Raw genomic sequence first — 21,804 nt, 5'->3', positions numbered from 1 at the left:
GGGCAGGCGTCCCGCTCGGCGAGGGGGCACCTCCCAGCGGTAGCTGGGGGAGGGTGGGCACAACCCGTGCCACCGGCCCGCAGTACGCGAACGAAACCCCAGGGGGCAATCGGGTAGGGACCGTAGGTCCCGTTCTGGGGGTGGGCGTCAGCCGATCCGGGGTGGAGGTGGGCCACCGGCGGGACGGGGACGGGGTGGGGTGTCCCCGCAGGTCGAGAAAGTCACCGGCGGAGAGCCGAACACGAGACCTTCACGCCGAGGAGACACCCCGGCCCGGCACCGGACACCAGCCACCCACGTGCCCACAACCACGGTCGAAACCCGGAATCACGCGGCGCCAGCCGCGAAGCACCGGTCCATAGGCCGCGCCGAAGCCACCGGCCCGCACCCGAACACGGCGCCAAGCCCAGCGCCCCCACTGGCGACGGCGCCAAAAACTGTTGTGGGCAATCGTCCCGCGGGCGAGGGGGCACCGCCCAGCGTTAGCTGGGGGAGGGTGGGCACAACCCGTGCCACCGGCCCGCACCCGCGTGACGAAACCCCAAGGGGCACCGGCAAAGCGCACCCCTGCGAGAAACGGGCACCCCGTGAAGCCCTCACCCCGCACCCCGTGAAGCGGCGCGGCCCGGTGAAGGGGCAACCCCCCGTTTCGTACCCCTACTCGCTCTTGATCGCCGAGAGCATGTTGAGCCGCGCCGCCCGCCGCGCGGGCCACAGCGCCGCCAGGACGCCCACGACCGCGGCCAGCGCGATGAAGAGGCCCATACGGCCCCAGGGCAGGACCAGCTCGTACGTCGCCAGGGACGAGGCGATCAGCTCGCCCGCTGCCCAGCCGAAGAAGACGCCGAGCCCGATGCCGAGCACCCCGCCGAAGAGGGAGATGACCAGCGACTCCAGGCGCACCATCCGCTTGATGCCGCGCCGGTCGAGGCCGATCGCGCGCAGCATGCCGATCTCCTGCGAGCGTTCGAAGACCGACATCGCGAGGGTGTTGATCACGCCGAGCACGGCGACGATGACGGCCATGGCCAGCAGTCCGTAGAGCATGTTCAGCATCAGCGTGAAGACCTGCGCGATGGAGTCGGACAGGTCCTTCTTGTCCTGGACGAGGACCGCCGGGTTGTTGCCGAGGGCCTTCTCCAGCGAGGACTTGACCTTGTCGCTCGCGCCGTCCTTCGTCTTGACCATGACCTGCATGTCGCCGACCCGCTCCATGTGCGGGGTGAGGGTGGCGGTGTCGATCATGATGCCCTTGACCATCTCGTTGCCCTCGTAGACACCCGAGACGGTCAGCTCGCCCTTCTTGCCGTCCTCGTAGGTGACGGGGAACGTCGAGCCGGGCTTCCAGTTATGAGACTTCGCGGTCGCCTTGTCCACGACGACCTTGTCGCCGCTGAGGCCGCCCCAGCCTCCGGAGGTGAAGTCCAGGTTGGTGAGCTTGCCGATGGTCTCGCCCTTGACGCCGGTCAGGTTCTCCGTCGTCTTGCCGATGCGCGCGGGGGAGTTCCGCATGGGGCTGCTGGCGGTGACCTGGCCGTCGGTGGCGAGCTTCTTCTCCACGTCCGGCGAGAGCGGCGTGAAGTTGGCCATGCTGACGGTGTAGTCGGCCTCGATGGCGGCCGTGGCCATCTTGTCGATGCCCTTCTGGACGCTGCCCGCGATCACCGTCATGCCGGTGATCAGCGTGAGGCCGATCATCAGGGCCGAGGCGGTGGCCGCGGTGCGGCGCGGGTTGCGTACGGAGTTCTGCCGCGCCAGCTTCCCGGAGACGCCGAAGATGCGCAGCACGGGCGCCGCGGCGGCGATCAGCGGGCGCGAGAGCAGCGGCGTCAGCACGAACACGCCGATCAGCAGCAGCGCGGCGCCCGCGCCCATGGGCAGCTTGCCGTCGTCCGCGCTGTCCAGGCCCGAGGCGTAGAGGACGAGGGCCGCGCCACCGCCCGCGAAGAGTGCCCCGATGGTGTTGCGCACGACCAGCGAGCGGGTCGTCGCGGTGGCGTGCACGCTGCTCATGGCGGCGACGGGCGGGATCTTCGCGGCGCGCCGCGCGGGCAGCCAGGCGGCGAGGACGGTCACCAGGACGCCGGTGATCAGCGAGGTGACGACGGCGCTGACCGAGACGACGAGCGGTCCGTCCGGCATGGTGGTGCCGAAGCTGCCCATCAGGGAGCGCAGCCCGGCGCCGATCCCGATGCCCGCGGCGAGCCCGGCAGCGGCGGCGATAACGCCCACCACGATCGCCTCGATCAGCACGGACCTGGTGACCTGGCGGCGGCTGGCGCCGACCGCGCGCATCAGCGCCAGTTCCTTGGTGCGCTGCGCGACGAGCATGGTGAAGGTGTTGGCGATGATGAAGATGCCGACGAACAGCGCGATACCGGCGAAGACCAGCAGCGCGGTCTGCATGCCGCTCATGCTCTGCTTGATCGTCTCGGACTCGTCGTCGGCGAGCTTCTGCCCGGTGACGGCCTTGGCCTGCGCCGGGAGGATCTTGTCGGCCTGGGCCTTCAGCTCGGCCTGCGTGGTGCCGGCGGCGGCCTTCAGCGTGATCTGGTCGTACTGCCCCGGCTGCGCGAACAGCTTCTGCGCGGTGGCCGTGTCGAAGAGGACCAGCGTGCCGCCAGCGGCGACCTGGCCGTCGTCCGTGGTGAAGATGCCGGTGACCTTCTCCTCGGTGACCGGGCCGTTGACGGAGAGGCGGGCGGTGTCGCCGACCTCGTAACCCGCGCGCTCGGCGGTCTTGGTGTCGAGCGCGACCTCACCGGCCTTCCGCGGGGCGTGGCCGCTCTTCATCGGGTAGCGCGCGTCGGTGTCCTTGCCGTCCTGGCCGCCCTTGCCGGCGCCCTCGGCGAAGTAGTTGGCACCCTTGGAGTCCCAGCCCTCGCCGACGAGCTTGCCGTCCTTGTCGGCCAGCGCGGCGAAGCCGGAGACGGACCCGGTGACCGTGGAGGTGCCGGGCAGCGCCTTGGCCGCGTCGAGGGTGCGCTGGTCCAGCTTGGGGGCGCCGCCGGGGTCGCTCGCGCTCTGGCCGCCCTTGTCGGGCTGTATGGCGAGGTCGACGTCGCTGTAGCCCTTTTCGGAGCTCTTCTGGAAGGCGTTGGAGATGGTCGAGGTGAAGACCAGGGTGCCGGAGACGAAGGCGACGCCGAGCATGACGGCGAGCACGGTCATCAGCAGCCTGGCCTTGTGCGCGAGGACGTTGCGCAAGGCTGTTCGGAACATGTCAGTGAGTCCTGAGGAGTGGAGCCCCACGGCCTGGGCACGGCGCGGGGAGGGAGGCGGAGGCGTGAGCGCGGGCCGTACGGTCCTGACCGGCCCGTACGCGCCGCTTTAGCTCATACGGTTCTGATCAGCGCGTACGAACCGTTCAGCTTGTGCGGCCCTTGGCGTCAAAACCCTTCATGCGCTCCAGCACCGAGTCGGCCGTCGGCCCCTGCATGTCGTCGACGATGCGGCCGTCGGCGAGGAAGATGACGCGGTCCGCGTACGAGGCGGCGACGGGGTCGTGGGTGACCATGACGACGGTCTGGCCCAGCTCGCGCACCGAGTTGCGCAGGAAGCCCAGGACCTCGGCGCCGGAGCGCGAGTCCAGGTTGCCCGTCGGCTCGTCACCGAAGATGATCTCCGGCTTGCTCGCCAGCGCGCGGGCCACGGCCACGCGCTGCTGCTGGCCGCCGGACAGCTCGTTGGGCCGGTGCTTGAGGCGCCCGGACAGGCCGACGGTCTCGATGACGCGGTTCAGCCACTCCTTGTCGGGCTTGCGGCCCGCGATGTCCATGGGGAGGGTGATGTTCTCCAGGCCGTTGAGGGTCGGCAGCAGGTTGAACGCCTGGAAGATGAAGCCGATCCGGTCACGGCGCAGCTTCGTCAGCTTCTTGTCCTTGAGGCGCGTCAGCTCCGTGTCGCCGATGACGGCGCTGCCGCTGGAGATGCTGTCGAGACCGGCCATGCAGTGCATCAGAGTCGACTTGCCGGAGCCCGAGGGGCCCATGATCGCGGTGAACTCGGCCTGGCGGAACTCGACGGAGACCTGGTCCAGGGCGACCACCTTGGTCTCGCCCTGTCCGTAGACCTTGGAGAGGTCCGTGGCGCGGGCTGCCGCCACTCCGGTGCGGGCTGCGGCGGTGGCGCCGGCGTAGGTGGTGGTCGTCACGGGCGGGTGCTCCTGTCGGGACGGGTGTGAACTTCGGGACCCCCTCATCCTCCAGCCTCGTCCGCGTCGGCGGATCAGCCCCCGTGCTCGTTTCCGGGACAGCCTTGCGAGGTAGTGCGGCGCCCTCCGGTCCTCCTTGGGTATGACGGCGACCCTGATACGGGGTCCACCCGTGAGTGGACACGGCCTTGGTACGGCCTCGGGGACGGCGCCGTGAGCGGTGCCAGGAGGGGCGCCGCGAGCGGGGCGCGGGACGGCGTTCCGGGGCGGACTCAGGCCAACGGCGACTTTCCGTCATTCCGTGCACCCCGGACACCCCCGGGCGGGGGGCTCTCAAGAGGGGCGTGAGCCGCTGACGCTCCCTCAGTTGCCCATAAAATAAGACAACATCGAGTCGTCGTTCCGCTATTCGGGGGACGGCGCTGGATAGGCTCGTCCCCGCGCCCTGGGGAGGACCGCACGCGCGCGGACACGCACGAAAGCGGCTCAGGAGCCGGTGCCCGGATGGTGGAATGCAGACACGACGAGCTTAAACCTCGTTGGCCCTCGGGCCGTGCCGGTTCGAGTCCGGCTCCGGGCACCTACCGCTTCGCGCTTGACCTGCGAGAACACAGCTCCGAGCGCCCCGCGCGACGATACGGCCCGGCCCTCGGCGCCCCCTCGGCCGGCCGCTAAGCGGAACCTCGCGGGCGGGGGTGGATAACACCGCGAAGCCCCTCTATTCGGGCACCCCTTTGAAGGCACCCGAAGTAGGCCGGAAAAAGCCGGTGAGTCGCATTCCGTTTGCGGAGATCCGCGAAGATGCGCGGCTTCCTCCGCGCACCCCTGTGAGGGCACGTATTCTGCCCGATCCCGCGCAGCCTCCCACACCGGAGGCCCGCCCGGCAGGCGGACGCGGACAGGGCCCCTCCCGGCCTCAGTTCCCCGTCCTCAGGTCCCCGGCCTCAGTCCTGGGAGAGCACCACGGCCGTGTAGGGGCCCAGGCCCGTGCCGCCCGAGCAGGGCATGCCGTCGCGGGGGCGGGCACCGGCGGCGAGGTCGTGCGCGGAGTGACCGGCGAAGGCGGGGTCGTAGCCGGGCCAGTCGGTGTTGAGGCGGACCCGCCAGGTCCCCTCGCGGGGCAGGCCGATCACGTAGTCCCCGTACGCGCGGTGACCGAAGTTGGCGAGGACGACGGTGCTGTCGCGGGGGCCGCCGTGGTGCCAGCGGTGGTACGCGAGCACCTTGTCGGTGTCGTTCACGTGGTGGACCGTGACGTGTCCGCCCCGCAGCCCCGCCGTGGTGCCCCGCAGGTCGCGGCGCAGCGCTATCAGGTCGCGGTAGAGGGACACGATGCCCGCGAAGCGCTCGGCCCGCGACCAGTCCAGTGGATCCTGGTCGTCGAACCAGCGGTCCTCCAGGAACTCCTGGCCCTGGAAGAGCATCGGGATGCCGGGCGAGGTCAGCACGAGCGCGGCGCCCAGTGTGGAGCGCTTCTTGGACCACCAACTGTCCGCGTTGCCCGGCCAGATCTCCTCCGGGACGCGTGCGTGCCCGTTGGCGACCTCGTCGTGCGACTCCGTGTAGACGACGCGCCGGAGCGCGTCGTCCCCGTAGCGGTGCTCGACGGCGGCCCGCACGGCGTGCATGTCGCGCTCCGCGTCGTCGGCCGCGATCACCGCGCGCCGCACGGGGTGGACGAACCCCGCGTCCCACTGCGCGTCGAAGCCCGCGCCGTGCGGTGTCCCCGTGGTGAGGCGGGGGTCGTCGCGCAGGTCCTCGGCGATGCTCAGCTTCCAGGGCTGGCGGCGGTCGATCTCGTCGTTGATCCAGCGCATCAGCGCCCAGCCGTCCCCCAGTTCGGCCCCCGGGTCGCCGTCGTCGCCGCCCCCGTGCACGTTGCGCAGGTACGCGGTGGCGTCCCAGCGCAGGCCGTCCATCCGGTACTCCTCCAGCCAGTGCAGCGCGTTGTCGCGCAGGAACCGGCGCACCTCTGGGCGCCCGAAATCGGGCCGGGTGTCGCCCCAGGGGGTGCGGGCGCGCCAGTCGTTGTAGAAGTAGATGCCGCCGCCGTCCCCCTCGTGCCAGCCGTCGTACCGCCACAGGTGGAGGTCCCCGGGGCCGAGGTGGTTGTAGACGACGTCCAGGAGCACCGCGATGCCCAGGCCGTGGGCGCGCGCCACGAGTTCCTTGAGCCCGTCAGGGCCGCCGAGGTCGGTCTCCACGGCGAACGGCATCGACGGGTTGTAGCCCCACGAGAAGCCGCCCGGGAACTCGGCTGGCGGCATCAGCTCGATCGCCGTCACGCCCAGTGCCGCCAGGTGGGGAAGGCGCTCGATCGCGTCGGCGAACCGGCCAGGACCGCCGCCCGGCTGGTCGTTGAACGTGCCCACGTGCAGTTCGTAGACGACGAGTTCGTCCCAGGGTGGGGTGCGGTACGGGCGCCGGTCGCCGTACCGCGCGCCGTCCGCGGTTCCCTCCCCGGCCTCCCGGCGCGCCCAGTCGAACTCCGTGCCCCGTACGACGGAGTTGCCCAGCGAGCCCGTCATCGCCGAGGCGTACGGGTCGGGGCGGCTCAGGGCCGTGCCGTCGGGCGCCGTGAGCGTGTAGCGGTACTTGTCGCCGCGCGTCACGCCCGGCACGTCGGCCGACCAGTGGCCGCCCGCCTCGGCCGCGAGCGGCACGCCGGGCAGCGCCCAGCGGTGGAACGTCCCCGTGACGGCGACGGCCCGCGCGTGCGGCGCCCAGACGCGGAAGGCGCAGCCGCCCTCGTAGGGGAGCGCCCCCATGCCCGTACGGGACGAGGGCGAGGGCGGCTCGGGGAACGGGCGCGTGCCCGCCAGGACGCCCTCCTGCCGGGAATGCGGTTCCCCCGGGGATCGCGGTTCCCCTGGGGATCGCGGCGCTGGACCGGTCATCGGCGCGCCCCCTCACACGTCGAACGTCAGGGCGCGCCGCACCAGGTCCAGGGTCTCGTCCGCCCAGCCGACGATGCCCAGGCCCGGCGTCAGGTTCCCCGGCGGCCGGTTGACGAGGGTGTCGCGGCGGACGAGCCGCGCGAAGTCCACCCGTACGGGATCGGGCCGCACCGCCTTCCCGAGCGGCCCCCGGAACTCGACCCCCGCCAGCCGCATCACGTCGATCAGCTCCTGCGCGAGGATCCCGTATCCCACCGTCGTCGGATGGACCCCGTCCAGTGAGAACAGGCCGCCGTCGGCGCGGCGGTGGCCGTCGCTCAGGAGGAAGTGCGAGTTCGGCACGGGCGCGAGCGCCTGGACCTCGGGCGGCAGCGGATACGGGCGCCACCACTGGGGGCGGGCCTCCTCGTCCTCCGCGTAACGGCGCGAGGCCAGCCGGTCCATCAGGCCCGCCGTGTCCAGCAGGTACCAGTCCTTGCCGCCCGTCCTGGCCTTCCTGACCACCTCGGCGAGGGCGTCGTTGTACTGGTCGACGGCGGCGTCGACGGCGCGCGCCTCCTCGCCCGTCAGATGCGGGTCGCGGCGCACGTCGAAGTCGCTGTCGCTGATCCACGGGCGGGTGTAGTACGCGAAGTAGGCCGAGCCCGGCTCGGACTTGCCCGCCACCCCCCGGGCGATCGGCGCGATCGTCACATGCGGCACCGTGCACCAGATGACGTGCCGCGCCCTGACCGCGTGGACGCGCGCCGCGACCTCCCGCAGCTCGGCCTCGAAGTGCTCGGGCCGCCACACGGTGAACTCCTTCTTGCGCTCCAGGTCGTCGTAGCCCTCGCCGCTCCACGCGACGCGCAGCCCGATGACCGAGGACAGCGCGTTGTTGGCGCCCAGGAACACGATCAGCGTCTCGATGCCGTGGTCCGGGTCGGGGTCCCTGCCGCCCGCCCTGTCGCCCGCGCCGCCGCCCTCGCCCGTGTCCTCGCCCAGCAGCGCCGCCGCGCCGAGCTGCGTCAGGGCACCGGCCGCCTCGGGACGGGTGGGCAGCACGCGCAGCGCCGCGCGCTCACCGGCGTTCGTGACGACCTGCCGCACCACGTCGTCGGCGGGCTTCTCGATCATGCGGCGGCACACGTCGGCCGACTTGTCGAGCGCGTCCCGCAGGTCCCAGCCGAACACGGCGAGGTTGTGGTTGACGGCCGTCGTGTGCGGCACGGCGGTGCCGGGCCCGCGCTCCCAGTAGTCCTCGACCCGGTCCATGAAGCCGCGGGCCCGGAAGAGCGCGGGCGCGACCTCCCACCAGTCCACGTCCCGCCCGTAGTGCTCCTCCAGGTCGCGCAGCAGCAGCTCGATGTTGACGGGCAGGCCGCCCCGCCCGTTGTACGAGGGGCAGCGGAACGTGTCGGCGCAGCCCAGTTCGCGGGCGATCAGCGCCGGATAGGACAGGTCGGTGAGGAAGACGGCGCCGCTCTGGAAGCCCTGCGTCAGCGAGTCGCCGATCGTCACCAGCCGGTGCCGGGGCTCGCCCCGCCACGAGACGGTGACGGGCACACCCATGGTGGGGTCGGAGTACGGCTCCCGGGAGCCCTGACGGTGTACGGAACTGTCCATGGCACGTCCTCGGCTCCCGGCTCGGCGGGACCTCTCCCGTAAGCGCCCCGCGCCCGTAGGGGTCCCGTACCAGAGGGCGGCGGAGCGCGGGAGACCGCGCGGAGGGAACTACGCAAAAACCGGCCCCCGTCCGCCCCGTCACCCTCGCCACCCCTGCCACGTCACCCTCGCGACGTGCTCGCCGCACCGCCGCGGCGCCGTCCCGTCGCCGCGGCTCCTTCCATCCGTGCAGCTAAGAGCGCTCCTCGCGCCCGTCAAGGCCCCGTCCGGCCCCTCTTGGCCCCGCTCGGCCCCGTGAGAGGGGGCCTGGGCGGTGGGTACGTTCGCGCCGAGGGGGGCCCGACCGGCGGGGACGGCGGGCGGGCCCCCGGGGACCCGGCCTCTCCGCTCGTCGGCAGCGGCTCCGCCGGGCGGGCCACGGAGGGAGGCTGATGTGATCAGCGCTGCCATGGCCGAGGCCCTCGCCGTGCTGGCCGCCCCGGCGGCGAACCCGCCACGGCTGTCCCTCACGGCCTTCACCCGCGCCCTGCGCCTGGACGGGCTGGCCGTCTCCCTGCGCGACGACGTCGGCAGGCCCCAGACCGTCGCGTACGACACGGAGCGCGCGGCGCTCCTGGAGGACGCGCAGTTCACGCTGGGGGTGGGGCCCAGCGAGGAGGCCATGAAGGGCGGCGTACGCGTCATGGTGGAGGACATCGGCGGCGTCGACCCGGCCCGCTGGCCCGGCCTCCCGTCCCTCGCGGACTCGCTGACGGTACGGTCCGTGTTCGCCTTCCCCCTGCGCGTCGGCGCCGTCAACGTCGGCGTCCTCACCGGCCACAGGACGCGCCCCGGGCCCCTGGGGCACCAGCCGACGGACGACGCGCTGGCCCTCGCGGGGGCCCTGGTGCTGCCGCTCGTGGACTGGGCCATCCGAATCGACGAGCACCGCATCGGTCCGGTGGACGAGGAGTCCCTACTGCACCACGCGGAACTTCACCAGGCCACGGGCGTGGTCACGGCCCAGCTCGGCATCCCCCCGGAGCAGGCCCTCCTACGGCTGAGGGCGCACGCCTTCCGGCACGGCCTGCCGCTGCGCGAGGTCGCAGGGCAGGTGGTCGCCCGGCGGCTGGTCCTGTCCGGGCACGGCGACGACCTCGGCAGCACGGGCGGCGGCTCCCGGCGAAACCGGTGCGACCCCGATGCGCCGCAGTGAACGCCGGGCCCGCGCGAGGTCGCCGGAGCGCGTGCGCGGGGTACGGCGCGCCGAGGCCGGGGGCATGTGCCACTGTCGGCTCGTGCGAATGGTTCGTTTCCCTTGGGGAACCAGCCAGGCATCGCCATGGTGCGCGCCCGTCGCCCCGGACCCCGGTGATCTTCAAGGGGACGCCCTCGCGGTGTCTCGCGATACGCGGCGGCGCCGGTGCGTGCAGACGGCGCACGGCGGCCGGTACGCGATGACCTTCCATCGAGCGAACCAACCCCCACGAGGATGAGTCTCATGCCCGAGACGGCACGGGAAGGGCGGCTCGCCGCCGCGTTCGTCCAGCTGGTCGACACCTCCGACGACGACTACGACGTCAGCCACCATCTCCACTCCTTCGTCCGGCACTGCGTCGAGCTCCTCGACGTCACGGCGGCCACCGTGGTGCTCATCACCGCCAAGGGCGCCACCCGGCTGGAAGCGGCGACCTCCGACCCCCACACGCACGATCTGGAGTTCGCCGGACTGGCCTGGGACGAGGGACCTGGGCGGGACTGCCTGTGCCACGGCGGGCCCGTGCGCGAGATCTCCCTGAACGAGCCGAGCAGCCGCACCGCCTGGCCGCGCTTCGTGCCCGAGGCGGAGAGCCTGGGCGTCACGTCCGTGGTGACGGCGCCGCTGAGCCTGCGCGACCAGGTCATCGGCGTGCTCACCCTCTGCCGCGGCCGGCGCGAGCCGCTCGCCGCCGACCAGCTGCGGCTGATCGAGGGCCTGGCACGCGCCGCCGCCATCGGCGTGCTGCAACGGCGCGCGGCGGAGGAGCGGGACACCGAGGCCGCGCGCGTCCAGGCGGCGCTGCGCTCCCGGGTCGTGGTCGAGCAGGCGTGCGGGGCGCTGGCGCAGCGCCGCCGGATCACCGTCGACCAGGCGCTGCGGGTGCTCCAGGTCTACGCACGCAACCAGCGCCGCCGCCTCACGGACATCGCCCGCGAGGTGGTCGAGAGCACCACGGACCTGGCCGTCTCCGGCTCGGGGGCCTGAGCGCGCCGGACCCCGCCGCGTCCCCGACGGGCCTGGTGGGGGCCGGTGCGCCGCCGGTACGCGCGGCCTGTCGGGAACGCCACGCTGGGCGACGGAACAATCACGGCTCTTTCCTTCGTTCTTCCCTCTGCACTAGCGTGCGGGTTTTGCTAAAGCATTACCCTGTAGGCAAGGCCGTGCCGTGCGGCCATGGAGGAGTGAGATGAGGAGCAGCAACCCGGTCTTCTCGCGACGGGGGTTCAGCCGCGACAACGGCTCTGCCGGTTTCAACGCCACACAGCAGCCGCAGGCCGGGAACCCGTACGCGACCAACCCCTACGCCCAGCAGGCCCAGACCGCCGGGCAGCCGTACGCGGCTCCGGCACCCGCCCAGCCGCAGGCCGGGCGGATGACGATCGACGATGTCGTCTCGCGCACCGGCATGACGGTGGGTCTCGTCGTCGTCGCGGCAGCCTTCGCCTGGATCACCGACCTCTCGCTGGGGCTGGCGATCGGTGCGGCGCTGGTCGCGATGGTGCTCGCGCTGGTGCAGTCCTTCAAGCGCAAGGCCGTGCCCGCGCTGATCCTGGCGTACGCGGCCTTCGAGGGCCTTTTCCTCGGCGCCATCAGCAACTACATCGACGGTTACGTGAACGGCGCGGCCATGCAGGCCGTGCTCGGCACCATGGCGGTGTTCGCCGCCGTCCTGGTGATGTACAAGACCCGGATCATCCGCGTCACCCAGCGGTTCTACCGCTTCGTGATGGCCGCGGCGATCGGCTTCATCCTGCTCATGGGCGTGAACCTGCTGTTCGCGGTCTTCGGCGGCGGTGACGGCCTCGGCTTCCGCAGCGGCGGCATGGGCATCCTCTTCGGTGTCATCGGCATCGTGCTCGGCGCGCTGTTCCTGGCCCTCGACTTCAAGCAGGTCGAGGACGGGATCGCCTACGGCGCTCCGCGCGAGGAGTCCTGGCTGGCGGCCTTCGGGCTGACGCTGACCCTGGTGTGGATCTATCTGGAGTTCCTCAGGCTGATCGCCATCCTCCAGGGCGACAACTGACGCGCGCGGCGGCTCGTGCCGCGGCCGTGTGACGTATGACGTGTGACGTATGACAGCACGGAAAGGGCCCGTGAGGCGTTCGCGCCTCACGGGCCCTTCGCATGGCTGGAGTTCCTGGGTCCTCGGCCCTCGGGGGAAGGGACTGTCCGTGAGCTAGAGATTGCGCGCGGCGCGGCGCAAGTCGTACTCGTGGACGATGGCCTTGGCGTGGCCGTAGGCGAGGTTGTGCTCACCGCGCAGCCAGCTCACCTTCTCCTCGAAGCGGAAGAGAGAGGGGCCTTCATCGACTGTGCGGAGCCAGTCGGAGATCTCACGACCGGTGCAGTGCGGGATTCGGGAGAGCATGTTCCGGTGGGTCTCTGGGGAGAAGACTTGGGACATCGGCGCCTCCGGACGCTTCCTTTTGTAGTCCTTCCCGCCAAGGTGCCTGAGCGTTGAGGCGTTGGCAACAGTCCGTGGGAGGCGCATAGGCTTGCGAAGTGCTCGATACGACTGCGCTGATCAACGCCGTGGACCGGCTCGCCGACCGCCTCAGGGCCACTCCGCAGAGCGCCCTGCTGAAGGGCGCGGCGGCCGAGGGACTGGCGCTGGCCAGGGAGTTGGCACGCCGTGCCCAGCTCCTGGAGTGCCCGGGACGCGCCCCGTACGAGGTGCCCGAGGGCGGCATTTTCTCGGTCGGTGACCAGCTCGCCGTCGCCGGGCACGATTTGGCCGAAGCGCTCGCCTCGCACGGCGGAAGCGGAGCGGAGGGCGGCGCTCAGGCCCGCCGGACGCGGCAGGCAGAGCAGATGCAGCAGACGCAGCAGGCGGAGCAGGGCCTGGCGGAGGCGCTGGCCCTCGTCGAGGAGGGCACCCGCCGCTGCGGGGGCTCGGCGGTGGGGCCTGTCGGGGGCCGCTGAGAAGGCGCCGAGGCGCCGGGGTTCCGCTGACGCTCCGTCCGGCGCCGACCCCGGCCGTTGCCCGCGCTGCCCCGCTGCCCGCTGTCCCGCTACAGGGAGGCGATGACGCGGTCCGCCAGCAGATAGGCGGTCTGGTCCTCGCCGTACGTGAAGGTGAGGGAGTACGCGCCGGAGACGCCGGAGCCGCCCATGAGCGTCGGCGTCTCGCCTCGGCGCAGCGCCTCGGAGAGCCGCTCGGCTGTCTCGCGGTGGCCGGGGGACAGGCAGACGGTGGTGCCGTCCTCGAAGACGTACACGTCCAGCGTGCCCAGGGGGCCCGGGCGCACGTCGGCCAGCGGCGTACGGGACAGGGCCAGCTCGTTCAGCCGCTCCAGCGTCCGTTCGCGGTCCGCGACCGTCGGCGCCGTCGCCGGGGCGGGCGCGGGGACGACGGGGTCGCCGTTCAGGTTGAAGTCCGGGTGCGAGGGGTGGCGGCGGCGGGCCGCGGCCAGCTCGGGCGACTCGCGGCCCGGGAGCGCGGCGGGGCCCACGGCCTCCGGGGGCTCGGGTCCCTCGTCGTACGTGCTGTCGCCGTACGCGCCGTCCTCGGCGGCTGCCGTGCCGTCGAGCGGGCCCGGCCCGTCGAAGGCGACGTCGTCGCCTCCGTCGCGGTCGCGGTCGCGGTCCCGGTCAGGGTCGCGGTCGGCGGACTGGCGGGGGATGAAGATCTCGCCCTCGTAGGCGTCGTACGCGGCGCCGTACGGGACGCGGGGACCGGCGAGGCCGTGCGGCCCGTGCGGGTCCTCCAGTGCGTCGCCGTCGAGACGGCCGTCGAGAAGGGCCTCCAGCAGGTCCGCGTCGAGCCCTGAAATGCTGGGCGCGATCTCGTACTCCGTGCCGTGGCCCGCCAGCAGCGCGCCGCCGTCGACGCCCGCGTCCCGCGCCTCCTGCGCGGCCCAGAAGGCACGCGCCTCGGCGAGTTCGCGCTCGCGCTCCTCGGCGAGGGCCTCGGCGACCGCCGCGCGGATCTCGTCGGCCGAGGCGGCGGTACGCGCCGCGGGCACGGTGGCCGCAGCCTCTGCCGTGCCGGCCTCCGCCGTCGCGGTGTCGGGGGTGGTACGGGCACTGGCGCTCGCCGTCGCCGTGACTCCGTCTTCCAGCCGCGCGCGCAGCGCGGCGACCTCGCGGTGCAGACCGCGGACGGTGTGCAACGCGGCGCCGCCCAGGGCCGTGGCCAGGGCCGCGGTCGCGAGCAGGGTGAGGGATATGGCGCTCACTGACGTTCTCCCGGTTCCGTTTCGATCCCCCCGAATTCCTACCGCAGCTTTGACCGGCAGGTTTATCGAGTCCTCTCGACCGTAGTGCAAAACGGACTGAATGGGACAGGTGAAATGAGGGCCCGTCACCGCGCACAACGCCCTCACCAGCAGAAACGAGGCGCCCCCAGGGGATATATCACATCCTGGGGGCGCTTCGGTCTCACAGCTATATAGGAATGCGTGCCGCGAAGTGAGCTGGGTAACAATTCCGCCCACTTCGCGTCATTACGGGTTCTGGCCGCGGTTTTCCCGGGCGGTGGAAGCGGGCCCCGGGACCGGAGCCGTCGTTCAGCTCAGACGCTCCAGCACCATCGCCATGCCCTGGCCGCCGCCCACGCACATCGTCTCCAGGCCGAACTGCTTGTCGTGCCACTGGAGCGAGTTGATCAGCGTGGTGGTGATGCGCGCGCCGGTCATCCCGAAGGGGTGGCCGACGGCGATGGCGCCACCGTTGACGTTCAGCCTGTCCAGGTCGATGCCGAGGTCCTGGTAGGACGGGATGACCTGCGCGGCGAACGCCTCGTTGATCTCGACCAGGTCGATGTCCCCGACCGACATGCCCGCGCGGGCCAGCGCCTGCTTGCTCGCCTCGACGGGACCGTAGCCCATGATCTCCGGCGAGAGCCCTGAGACGCCGGTGGACACGATCCGCGCCAGCGGCGTCAGGCCCAGCTCGCGCGCCTTGGTGTCCGACATGATCACGAGCGCGGCGGCGCCGTCGTTGAGCGCACAGCAGTTGCCCGCCGTGACGGTGCCGTCGGGGCGGAAGACCGGCTTGAGGCCCTCGACGCCCTCCAGCGTCACGCCGGGCCTGGGGCCGTCGTCCTTGCTGACGACGGTGCCGTCGGGCGTGGTGACCGGGGTGATCTCCCGCTCCCAGAACCCGTCGGCGATGGCCTTCTCCGCGAGGTTCTGCGAGCGGACGCCGAACTCGTCCATCTCGCGGCGCGTGATGCCCTTGTGCCGGGCGAGGTTCTCGGCGGTCTGGCCCATGGCGATGTAGACGTCCGGCACGTCGCCGCTCTCGCGCGGGTCCGTCCAGTCGTCCCCGCCCTGCTCGGCGCGCGCGGCGGTACGGGCCTCCGCGTCGGCGAAGAGGGGGTTGTGCGTGTCGGGCATCCCGTCGGAGGAGCCCTTCACGGAGCGCGAGACGGTCTCGACGCCGGCCGAGATGAAGACGTCGCCCTCACCCGCCTTGATGGCGTGCAGCGCCATGCGGGTCGTCTGGAGCGACGAGGAGCAGTAGCGGGTGATGGTGCAGCCCGGGAGGTGGTCCATCCCCATCTGCACGGCGACGACGCGGCCGAGGTTGTGCCCCTGCTCGCCCCCCGGCAGGCCGCAGCCCAGCATGAGGTCGTCGATCTGGGTGGGGTCCAGCTCCGGCACCTTGGCGAGTGCGGCCTGGACGATCCCCGCGGTCAGGTCGTCGGGGCGTACGTCCTTGAGGGACCCCTTGAAGGCACGGCCGATCGGCGAACGGGCGGCCGACACGATCACTGCTTCGGGCATCACGGCTCCAGAGGGGATGTGGTGGGCACGGCTGTGGCGGGGACCGCCATGCCCGGAAGCTACCCGCACGTATGGCCTGGGTCACGGGCCGTACGGTGTGATGCGGGACTCTTTTCTAAGCGCTTGCTTGGGCGGGCGGGCCCGCGTGCCCGCGTGGCCTCGCGCCCGTCGGCCCGTACCCGTCAGGCCGTGCCCGTCGGCCCGTGCCCGTCGCGCCCTCTCGCGGGGGGCCGACGGGAGGGGTCAGGCCGCGCCCGGTCTGTCGGCCTCCTCGTGGGTCTCCTCGCGGGCGTCGGCGGGGACATCGGCGCGGGCATCGGCGCGGGCGTCTGCGCGCGCGGGGGAGACGTCCTCGGCGGGGGGCAGCCGCCGCCTGCGGCGGTGCTTCAGCAGGGCCCAGGGGCCGCGCACCGCCGCGACCTCCGTGCCGCCCTCAGCCGCCGCCTCGGCCGCGGCCCGCGCCACCGGCAGGATGCCCTCGCGACGGGACGCGTCCGGACGCTCGTCCTCCGTGGGCCACAGGCCCAGCGCCGCGCACAGCGTCGGCAGGACGGCCATCGCCGCCGTCGCGTAGCCCTCGGCCGAGGGGTGGTAGTTGTCGGGGCCGAACAGCTCGCGGGGGTTCGCCGTGAACTCGGGGCCCAGCAGGTCGCCGAGCGAGACCGTACGGCCCCCCTCCTCCACCACCGCGATCGTCTGCGCAGCAGCCAGTTGACGGCTCAGCCGCCGCGCGATCCAGCGCAGCGGCTGCCCCACGGGCTCGATCGAGCCCAGGTCGGGGCAGGTGCCCACCACCACCTGGCACCCGGCGGTGCGCAGCCGCGCCACCGCGTCGGACAGCAGCCGCACAGAGCGCGCGGGCGGCATCCGGTGCGTGACGTCGTTCGCGCCGATCATGATGACGCAGACGTCGGGCGCGTGGGAGAGGTCCCGCTCGCTCAGGAGCAGGCCCACCTGCCGTTCCAGATCGTCGGACTGCGCGCCCGGCAGCGCCACGTTCCGCAGCTCGACGGGCCGCTCCGCCACCGCCGCCAGCGCGGAGGCCAGCAGCGCGCCCGGCGTCTGCCGGGCCCGGAAGACGCCCTGCCCTGCCGCCGTGGAGTCACCCAGGAAGCCCAGCCGCAGCGGGCGCCCCGTCACGCTGCGCGCGAAGACGGACCCGTACAGTCCGTCGGCCATCGGCGGCTGGTCGTCGGAGCCGCCGACCTTGCGCTTGGCGAGCTGGACCTCCGTGACCAGCAGTCCGATCGTGGCGCCCCCGAGCAGGCCGATCCCGCCGCCGCCGTACGCTGCCGCGGTCGCGATCCGCCGAGCCACTCTCGCTGTCGCCGCCTTCGACATCGGCATCTTCCTGGTCCCGCCTCCTGGCTGGTAGTTGGGCGCGGACGCCGTGCGTCCGCACTGTGGGTCGAGGAGGTGGGCGCTGTGCGCGCGCCCCGTCAGCACGCTGGTTCGCGCCCCTCAACACTGTGGTGCCCGCCACAGCCCGCCGTGCAACGCGCCGCCAGGGTGCGCATGTTGCGCAATAAGGTGACGCTACGGGTTAGCAACGTCGCCACCCCCTGACACGCGGAGACCGGAGATCACGGTGCAGTATCACGAGTCCATGATCGAGCTTGTCGGCAACACCCCGCTGCTCAAGCTGAACAGTGTGACCGACGGAATCCAGGCCACCGTCCTGGCGAAGGTCGAGTACTTCAACCCCGGCGGATCCGTGAAGGACCGCATCGCGCTGCGCATGATCGAGGCCGCGGAGGAGTCCGGTGAACTGCGCCCGGGCGGCGTGATCATCGAGCCCACCTCGGGCAACACCGGCGTCGGCCTCGCGATCGTCGCCCAGCAGAAGGGCTACCGCTGCGTCTTCGTCTGCCCCGACAAGGTCTCGACGGACAAGATCAACGTGCTGCGCGCCTACGGCGCCGAGGTCGTGGTCTGCCCGACAGCGGTGGACCCCGGGCACCCTGACTCGTACTACAACGTGTCGGACCGCCTGGTACGGGAGACCCCCGACGCCTGGAAGCCCGACCAGTACAGCAACCCGAACAACCCCCGCTCCCACTACGAGACGACGGGCCCCGAGCTGTGGGAGCAGACGGCGGGCCGGATCACCCACTTCGTCGCGGGCATCGGGACCGGCGGCACCATCTCGGGCACGGGCCGCTATCTGAAGGAGGTCAGCGAGGGGCGCGTCACCATCGTGGGCGCCGACCCCGAGGGCTCCGTCTACAGCGGCGGCTCCGGGCGCCCGTACCTCGTCGAGGGCGTCGGCGAGGACTTCTGGCCCGACGCGTACGACCGCGAGGTCACCGACGAGATCGTCGCCGTCTCCGACAAGGACTCCTTCCAGATGACGCGGCGGCTGGCCAAGGAGGAGGGGCTGCTCGTCGGCGGCTCCTGCGGCATGGCCGTCCAGGGCGCGCTGGAGGTGGCGAGGCGGCTCGGGCCCGACGACGTGGTCGTCGTGCTCCTCCCGGACAGCGGGCGCGGCTACCTCAGCAAGATCTTCAACGACGAGTGGATCAGCCAGCATGGGTTCAGCGACCAGCCCGTCGCAGAGCCTACGGCCGGTGACGTGCTCGCACTGAAGACGGACGGAATCCCGAACTTCGTGCACGTGCACCCCACCGAGACCGTAGGGGACGCGATCCAGGTCCTGAGGGAGTACGGGGTGTCGCAGATGCCGGTGGTGGCGCCGGGGGCAGGGCACCCGGACGTGATGGCCGGGGAGGTGATCGGAGCCGTGGAGGAGCGAGTGCTGCTGCACGCGCTGTACGCCGATCACGCCGGACCGAACGATCCGCTGGACAAGCACATGAGCCCGCCGCTGCCCGTCGTCGGCTCCGGAGAGCCGGTGGCGAGGGTGGCAGGGGCGTTGGAAGGACGGGACGCGGCGGTGGTTCTGGTGGACGGCAGGCCCACCGGCATCGTCACCCGCCAAGATGTCCTGGCCTTCCTCGCGGACAGTGGCAACGTGCAGGCGCTCACCACCACGTAGGCCCTCGGGGTCCCTCCGGTGGTCGCGCCGGCATCAGTGGACGCTCGGCTGGTGTCTTCCAGCCGAGCGTCTTGCGTGGGCGGGCGGCCGCAGGGCTGTAAACAGGGCTATAAAGGGGCCAACACACGGGTCCGTGCCCGTGGGATGACAGCTTTTGTCGGCGCCTTGCGAAAGGTGCAGAATTCAGTATTTCGAGGCGAGTCATCGAGTGCCTGCTGCGTAAGGTGATGACTGGAGAGCTATGTCCATGATGGCTCGAATGTCGAATTCACCAGTACCGCCAGGGGCCCCTGGTGATCGTCTGCTACTCTCTCCTCCGCGGAAAGTTCAAGCTCATTTCATGGGGGAATAAGTGAACAAGCTCAAGAAGAGAGCGGTAGCGCTCACCATTGCCGGTGCGGCTGCGGCCGGATGCATGGTCGCGACGGCTCCTGCCGCCAGTGCTGTCGGATCGTCGGCATGCTACCAAGACATCAATAACAGTCTTCTGCACGTCGACGTCGGCAGCGGAAACGTCGCTAATCTCCGCAACGGCCCTAGCACCAACTACTCCGTCAAGGGACGCGTAGGCAACGGCAAGGGCTTCTACGCGTTCTGCGCGAACAAGGCCTTCACCTGGTACTACGGTGAGGTCAAGAGCGGTGCGAACGACGGCAAGCGGGGCTGGATCTACTACAAGGGTCTTCGCGGCAATATCAACTAGTACCGTCGTCCAGTATTTGAGCTGGACCACGTAAAGGCGCGCTAGGAAACAATAAAGGCCCGTTGTCAAGAAAGCTGCACATGACCTCGGGCCTTTATTGTGCGTGGGTTGATGCCCACGAACCGGCATGTCTCAGTGCGGGCGTCGCCATTCATCCATTCACTGAGGCCAGGCGGCAGCTCTTCCCGCGACGCCTCGGTGCTCGGCCCATGTGCGCGCGGCCTCGACCATGGCGCCGAGCCAGCTCTCCTCGGGGGACCGGTCGGCGCGCCACTTGTTCATGCGCCAGGTGGCCACGGCGAACGCGTCGATCGCGGCGGGGTCGGCGTCGGCCCAGCCTTCGCACTGGGCGGCCCATGCTTCCGCCCCGGCGGCAGTGTGCCCGGATGCGATGAGCTGTTCGGCGAGGCAGGCCGGGGAGATGAAAGCGGCGCCACGGGTCGGCCAGGCCCAGTCCACCACCCATACATGGCTCTCCCCGATCACGAAGTTGCTGGGATTGGTGTCCGCGTGGATCAGCGAGTCTCCCCGCAGTAGCTCCGTCTCTCTCTCCGAGAGGAAGCGGTCCCACCGGTTCTCCGCCCAGTCCTGCGCGACGTCAGGCAGCGGCAGGCGGCCGATCCGGTCGAGGGCGTCGGTGACGACGGGAAGGTCCGTGGAGTCCGGGGTGAAGTCGGCCCGTCGGCCGTGTACGACCTCGAATCCGAGGGCCAGCCAGTCGTCGTCCTCCGCGCTCCACAGCAGGGCGGGAGAGACCGGGTGCACGGCCGGGTTGATCAGCTTTTCCCGCGCGAGTGAGTTCCGGCGCCCGCCGGGGCGGTTGCGCATCGCCTTGACGAAGAAGGGCCCCTTCTCGCACTCGACCAAGGCAGTCAGGTCGGAACTGAAGCTTCTTTCCGCCGGACGGGTCTCAGTAACGTCCCCCGTGTGCGGGTGGATCAGCGCCCAGAACTCCAGGCCGGGCAGTTCCCGCTTCATCAGATTCAGTTCCTTGGATCGCATTCAGAACGGCCCACCCCGGGCTCGCACTCCTCATTGGGCTCGCAGCCGGGGTCACACCTGTCAGGAGGGCACCACGCCTGCTGCACCCTGACAGCACGGCGGACGGTGGCACGGGCCTCGGCCAGCTCGGGGCCGCCGAGGATAGCGGGGAGAGGGGTGCTGCGGACGTTGCCGACGCCCATCCAGTCGGCGGAGAAGACGCACGGGGACACGCCCCCGTCAGGGCCGACCGCAGCTCGCCCGTCGCCGCACTGCCCGCACAAGGCGGAGGGGTCCGGGGCCTGGCCCTGGGCGCCTCGCCCGAAGGGGCGAACACGGTCGATGCTGATGTGCGCCACCCCGAGTTCTGCCAGTTCGCGTTTCGCCTCCTCAGCGCGTTCAGAGCCGTGGGCCGCGACGATTCCGGCGCGCAGCGGGATGTCGAGTCGCATGGCCTTCTTGATGTTGGCCAGGGTGCGGGCGTGGCTGGGGCGACCGGTAACGGCGTTGTGTTCGTCGGGTCGGTTCGAGTAGTACGACGTCGCCAGTGAGGCGCCCTTGTGCTGGAGGAGGGCCCACCAAGCTTCCGAGATGTGCACCAGGTTGCTGTAGACCTCGACGCGCAGGCCGAGGGCGAGAGCGCGGTCGGCCAGGGACAGGGCGTCCGGGTGCATCGTGGGCTCGCCGCCGATGAACTGGACGCGCCGCACGCCGCACTCGGCGGCCTGGCCGATGACGGCGATCCAGTCCTCGCGCGTCATGGTGCCGTGCGTGCCCTGCGGGCCGGAGGAGTTGAAGCACGGGGTGCATTCGAGCTGACACCTGCGGGTGAGGTCGAGCCACAGGAACTCGGTGGCCCGCTGTTCGGCCGACGGCTCCTCGACGGTCGCTGTCATGACTGTTCCCTTCGGGCGGAAGCTGTTGCGCGAAAATCGGCTTTCGTGCAGTCGAAGGCCCGTGCGGCTCTCGTCGCGTCGGCATGAGCCCGCGGTGCGAACAGGAAGCGGGGCGTCTCGCGAACGGGCCATCAGGCACACTCCCCGATGAGCAGTTCGGCCCAGACGACTTTGCCTGCATGCTGGAATTCCGAGCCCCAGCAATCCGCCACCTCGTGGACGAGGATCAGTCCTCGTCCGCTCTCTTCCTCACGCCCAGTCACACGCAAAGCCGGGGGGTCAATGGACGAGTCGCTGACGGAGACGCGAACGCGCTCTGGCGTGGGCAAGCTGACAGTGACGACGATGACGGAACTTCCGCTGTGCCGAACGGCATTACTGACCAACTCACCGGTGACCAGAACCGCATCCTCGATGAGGTGGCCCAGGCTCCACGTGTTCAACGCCGTGTCCACCAAGTGGCGCGCTCTGCCCGAAGAGTCTGGTTCACACGGCATGGTCTGGGCGTAACCAGGGCTGCCGGTCATGTTCGGCCTCGGCGCGGTCATGATCACAGGGTTATCCCTCTGAGGTGGTGGAACGCCCAGCCCTGACGAGCGTGCAGG

General features: G+C 71.2%; 17 protein-coding genes and 1 tRNA gene. 7 read left to right on the top strand and 11 right to left on the bottom strand.

Going from position 1 to position 21,804, the window contains the following annotated elements; translation table 11 throughout:
* Nucleotides 1-657: 657 nt before the first annotated feature.
* Both ACYVOO_RS18535 and ACYVOO_RS18530 read right to left on the bottom strand, forming a co-directional pair.
* A complete protein-coding gene (locus tag ACYVOO_RS18535; protein ID WP_461016740.1) occupies nt 658-3,222 on the bottom strand; it encodes an ABC transporter permease in 2,565 nt (854 codons plus the stop codon).
* Between the two features lie 145 nt (nt 3,223-3,367).
* Nucleotides 3,368-4,201 (bottom strand): ABC transporter ATP-binding protein, encoded by an 834-nt coding sequence (locus tag ACYVOO_RS18530; protein WP_461016739.1) that lies wholly within the window; start codon nt 4,199-4,201, stop codon nt 3,368-3,370.
* 450 nt (nt 4,202-4,651) lie between these two features.
* Between ACYVOO_RS18530 and ACYVOO_RS18525 the strand changes: the two genes are divergently transcribed.
* Nucleotides 4,652-4,733: transfer RNA gene (locus ACYVOO_RS18525), tRNA-Leu, on the top strand.
* 364 nt (nt 4,734-5,097) lie between these two features.
* Here ACYVOO_RS18525 and ACYVOO_RS18520 read toward each other — a convergent pair.
* A complete protein-coding gene (locus tag ACYVOO_RS18520; RefSeq protein WP_461016738.1) occupies nt 5,098-6,921 on the bottom strand; it encodes an alpha-amylase family glycosyl hydrolase in 1,824 nt (607 codons plus the stop codon).
* A gap of 141 nt (nt 6,922-7,062) precedes the next feature.
* Nucleotides 7,063-8,655, bottom strand: a complete 1,593-nt coding sequence (locus ACYVOO_RS18515) for an SGNH/GDSL hydrolase family protein (RefSeq protein WP_461016737.1) — start codon at nt 8,653-8,655, stop codon at nt 7,063-7,065.
* A 433-nt stretch (nt 8,656-9,088) separates the two neighbouring features.
* Here ACYVOO_RS18515 and ACYVOO_RS18510 point away from each other — a divergent pair, with 433 nt between their 5' ends.
* The 3 genes from ACYVOO_RS18510 to ACYVOO_RS18500 all read left to right on the top strand — a co-directional run bounded on the left by ACYVOO_RS18510 (nt 9,089) and on the right by ACYVOO_RS18500 (nt 11,918).
* Nucleotides 9,089-9,850 carry a GAF and ANTAR domain-containing protein gene (locus ACYVOO_RS18510; protein WP_461016736.1) on the top strand — a complete coding sequence of 254 codons (762 nt, stop codon included), beginning with the start codon at nt 9,089-9,091 and terminating at the stop codon, nt 9,848-9,850.
* A gap of 285 nt (nt 9,851-10,135) precedes the next feature.
* The gene (locus ACYVOO_RS18505) at nt 10,136-10,879 is read left to right on the top strand and encodes an ANTAR domain-containing protein (protein WP_461016735.1); all 744 of its coding nucleotides are present in this window, start codon (nt 10,136-10,138) and stop codon (nt 10,877-10,879) included.
* Nucleotides 10,880-11,081: 202 nt separating this feature from the next.
* Complete coding sequence (locus tag ACYVOO_RS18500; RefSeq protein ID WP_461016734.1) at nt 11,082-11,918, top strand: Bax inhibitor-1/YccA family protein; 837 nt, start codon at nt 11,082-11,084, stop codon at nt 11,916-11,918.
* 153 nt (nt 11,919-12,071) lie between these two features.
* On the opposite strand, the gene ACYVOO_RS18495 is transcribed toward ACYVOO_RS18500, so the two are convergent.
* Nucleotides 12,072-12,299 (bottom strand): DUF4287 domain-containing protein, encoded by a 228-nt coding sequence (locus ACYVOO_RS18495; protein WP_453350757.1) that lies wholly within the window; start codon nt 12,297-12,299, stop codon nt 12,072-12,074.
* Nucleotides 12,300-12,397: 98 nt separating this feature from the next.
* Between ACYVOO_RS18495 and ACYVOO_RS18490 the strand changes: the two genes are divergently transcribed.
* The gene (locus ACYVOO_RS18490) at nt 12,398-12,817 is read left to right on the top strand and encodes a hypothetical protein (protein ID WP_461016733.1); all 420 of its coding nucleotides are present in this window, start codon (nt 12,398-12,400) and stop codon (nt 12,815-12,817) included.
* 89 nt (nt 12,818-12,906) lie between these two features.
* Here ACYVOO_RS18490 and ACYVOO_RS18485 read toward each other — a convergent pair whose 3' ends face one another.
* The 3 genes from ACYVOO_RS18485 to ACYVOO_RS18475 form a co-directional block, all read right to left on the bottom strand.
* On the bottom strand, nt 12,907-14,073 hold the full coding sequence (locus ACYVOO_RS18485) for a hypothetical protein (RefSeq protein WP_461016732.1): 1,167 nt from the start codon (nt 14,071-14,073) through the stop codon (nt 12,907-12,909).
* Between the two features lie 330 nt (nt 14,074-14,403).
* The gene (locus tag ACYVOO_RS18480; RefSeq protein ID WP_461016731.1) at nt 14,404-15,624 is read right to left on the bottom strand and encodes an acetyl-CoA C-acetyltransferase; all 1,221 of its coding nucleotides are present in this window, start codon (nt 15,622-15,624) and stop codon (nt 14,404-14,406) included.
* Between the two features lie 243 nt (nt 15,625-15,867).
* Nucleotides 15,868-16,971 (bottom strand): SGNH/GDSL hydrolase family protein, encoded by a 1,104-nt coding sequence (locus tag ACYVOO_RS18475; RefSeq protein ID WP_461016757.1) that lies wholly within the window; start codon nt 16,969-16,971, stop codon nt 15,868-15,870.
* A gap of 241 nt (nt 16,972-17,212) precedes the next feature.
* Here ACYVOO_RS18475 and ACYVOO_RS18470 point away from each other — a divergent pair, with 241 nt between their 5' ends.
* Both ACYVOO_RS18470 and ACYVOO_RS18465 read left to right on the top strand, forming a co-directional pair.
* A complete protein-coding gene (locus ACYVOO_RS18470; protein ID WP_461016730.1) occupies nt 17,213-18,619 on the top strand; it encodes a cystathionine beta-synthase in 1,407 nt (468 codons plus the stop codon).
* A 352-nt stretch (nt 18,620-18,971) separates the two neighbouring features.
* On the top strand, nt 18,972-19,322 hold the full coding sequence (locus ACYVOO_RS18465) for an SH3 domain-containing protein (protein ID WP_461016729.1): 351 nt from the start codon (nt 18,972-18,974) through the stop codon (nt 19,320-19,322).
* Between the two features lie 159 nt (nt 19,323-19,481).
* Here ACYVOO_RS18465 and ACYVOO_RS18460 read toward each other — a convergent pair whose 3' ends face one another.
* From ACYVOO_RS18460 to ACYVOO_RS18450, 3 genes are all read right to left on the bottom strand, one after another.
* Entirely contained in the window at nt 19,482-20,300 is an 819-nt protein-coding gene (locus tag ACYVOO_RS18460; RefSeq protein WP_461016728.1) for a protein kinase family protein, read from the bottom strand.
* 5 nt (nt 20,301-20,305) lie between these two features.
* The gene (locus tag ACYVOO_RS18455) at nt 20,306-21,199 is read right to left on the bottom strand and encodes a radical SAM/SPASM domain-containing protein (protein WP_461016727.1); all 894 of its coding nucleotides are present in this window, start codon (nt 21,197-21,199) and stop codon (nt 20,306-20,308) included.
* 131 nt (nt 21,200-21,330) lie between these two features.
* Nucleotides 21,331-21,747, bottom strand: a complete 417-nt coding sequence (locus ACYVOO_RS18450; protein ID WP_461016726.1) for an ATP-binding protein — start codon at nt 21,745-21,747, stop codon at nt 21,331-21,333.
* Nucleotides 21,748-21,804: the final 57 nt, after the last annotated feature.

This window comes from Streptomyces daliensis (assembly GCF_054782395.1).
Note: the sequence above shows the minus strand (reverse complement) of the source record. Positions and strands in the feature narration are given on the sequence as shown.

Excerpts from the sequence above, each read along its gene's own strand:
- ACYVOO_RS18535 (WP_461016740.1), bottom strand. The coding sequence starts at position 3,222 with ATGTTCCGAACAGCCTTGCGCAACGTCCTCGCGCACAAGGCCAGGCTG.
- ACYVOO_RS18530 (WP_461016739.1), bottom strand. The coding sequence starts at position 4,201 with ATGAGGGGGTCCCGAAGTTCACACCCGTCCCGACAGGAGCACCCGCCC.
- ACYVOO_RS18520 (WP_461016738.1), bottom strand. The coding sequence starts at position 6,921 with ATGGGGGCGCTCCCCTACGAGGGCGGCTGCGCCTTCCGCGTCTGGGCG.
- ACYVOO_RS18515 (WP_461016737.1), bottom strand. The coding sequence starts at position 8,655 with ATGGACAGTTCCGTACACCGTCAGGGCTCCCGGGAGCCGTACTCCGAC.
- ACYVOO_RS18505 (WP_461016735.1), top strand. The coding sequence starts at position 10,136 with ATGCCCGAGACGGCACGGGAAGGGCGGCTCGCCGCCGCGTTCGTCCAG.
- ACYVOO_RS18500 (WP_461016734.1), top strand. The coding sequence starts at position 11,082 with ATGAGGAGCAGCAACCCGGTCTTCTCGCGACGGGGGTTCAGCCGCGAC.
- ACYVOO_RS18495 (WP_453350757.1), bottom strand. The coding sequence starts at position 12,299 with ATGTCCCAAGTCTTCTCCCCAGAGACCCACCGGAACATGCTCTCCCGA.
- ACYVOO_RS18480 (WP_461016731.1), bottom strand. The coding sequence starts at position 15,624 with ATGCCCGAAGCAGTGATCGTGTCGGCCGCCCGTTCGCCGATCGGCCGT.
- ACYVOO_RS18475 (WP_461016757.1), bottom strand. The coding sequence starts at position 16,971 with ATGCCGATGTCGAAGGCGGCGACAGCGAGAGTGGCTCGGCGGATCGCG.
- ACYVOO_RS18460 (WP_461016728.1), bottom strand. The coding sequence starts at position 20,300 with ATGAAGCGGGAACTGCCCGGCCTGGAGTTCTGGGCGCTGATCCACCCG.
- ACYVOO_RS18455 (WP_461016727.1), bottom strand. The coding sequence starts at position 21,199 with ATGACAGCGACCGTCGAGGAGCCGTCGGCCGAACAGCGGGCCACCGAG.
- ACYVOO_RS18450 (WP_461016726.1), bottom strand. The coding sequence starts at position 21,747 with ATGACCGCGCCGAGGCCGAACATGACCGGCAGCCCTGGTTACGCCCAG.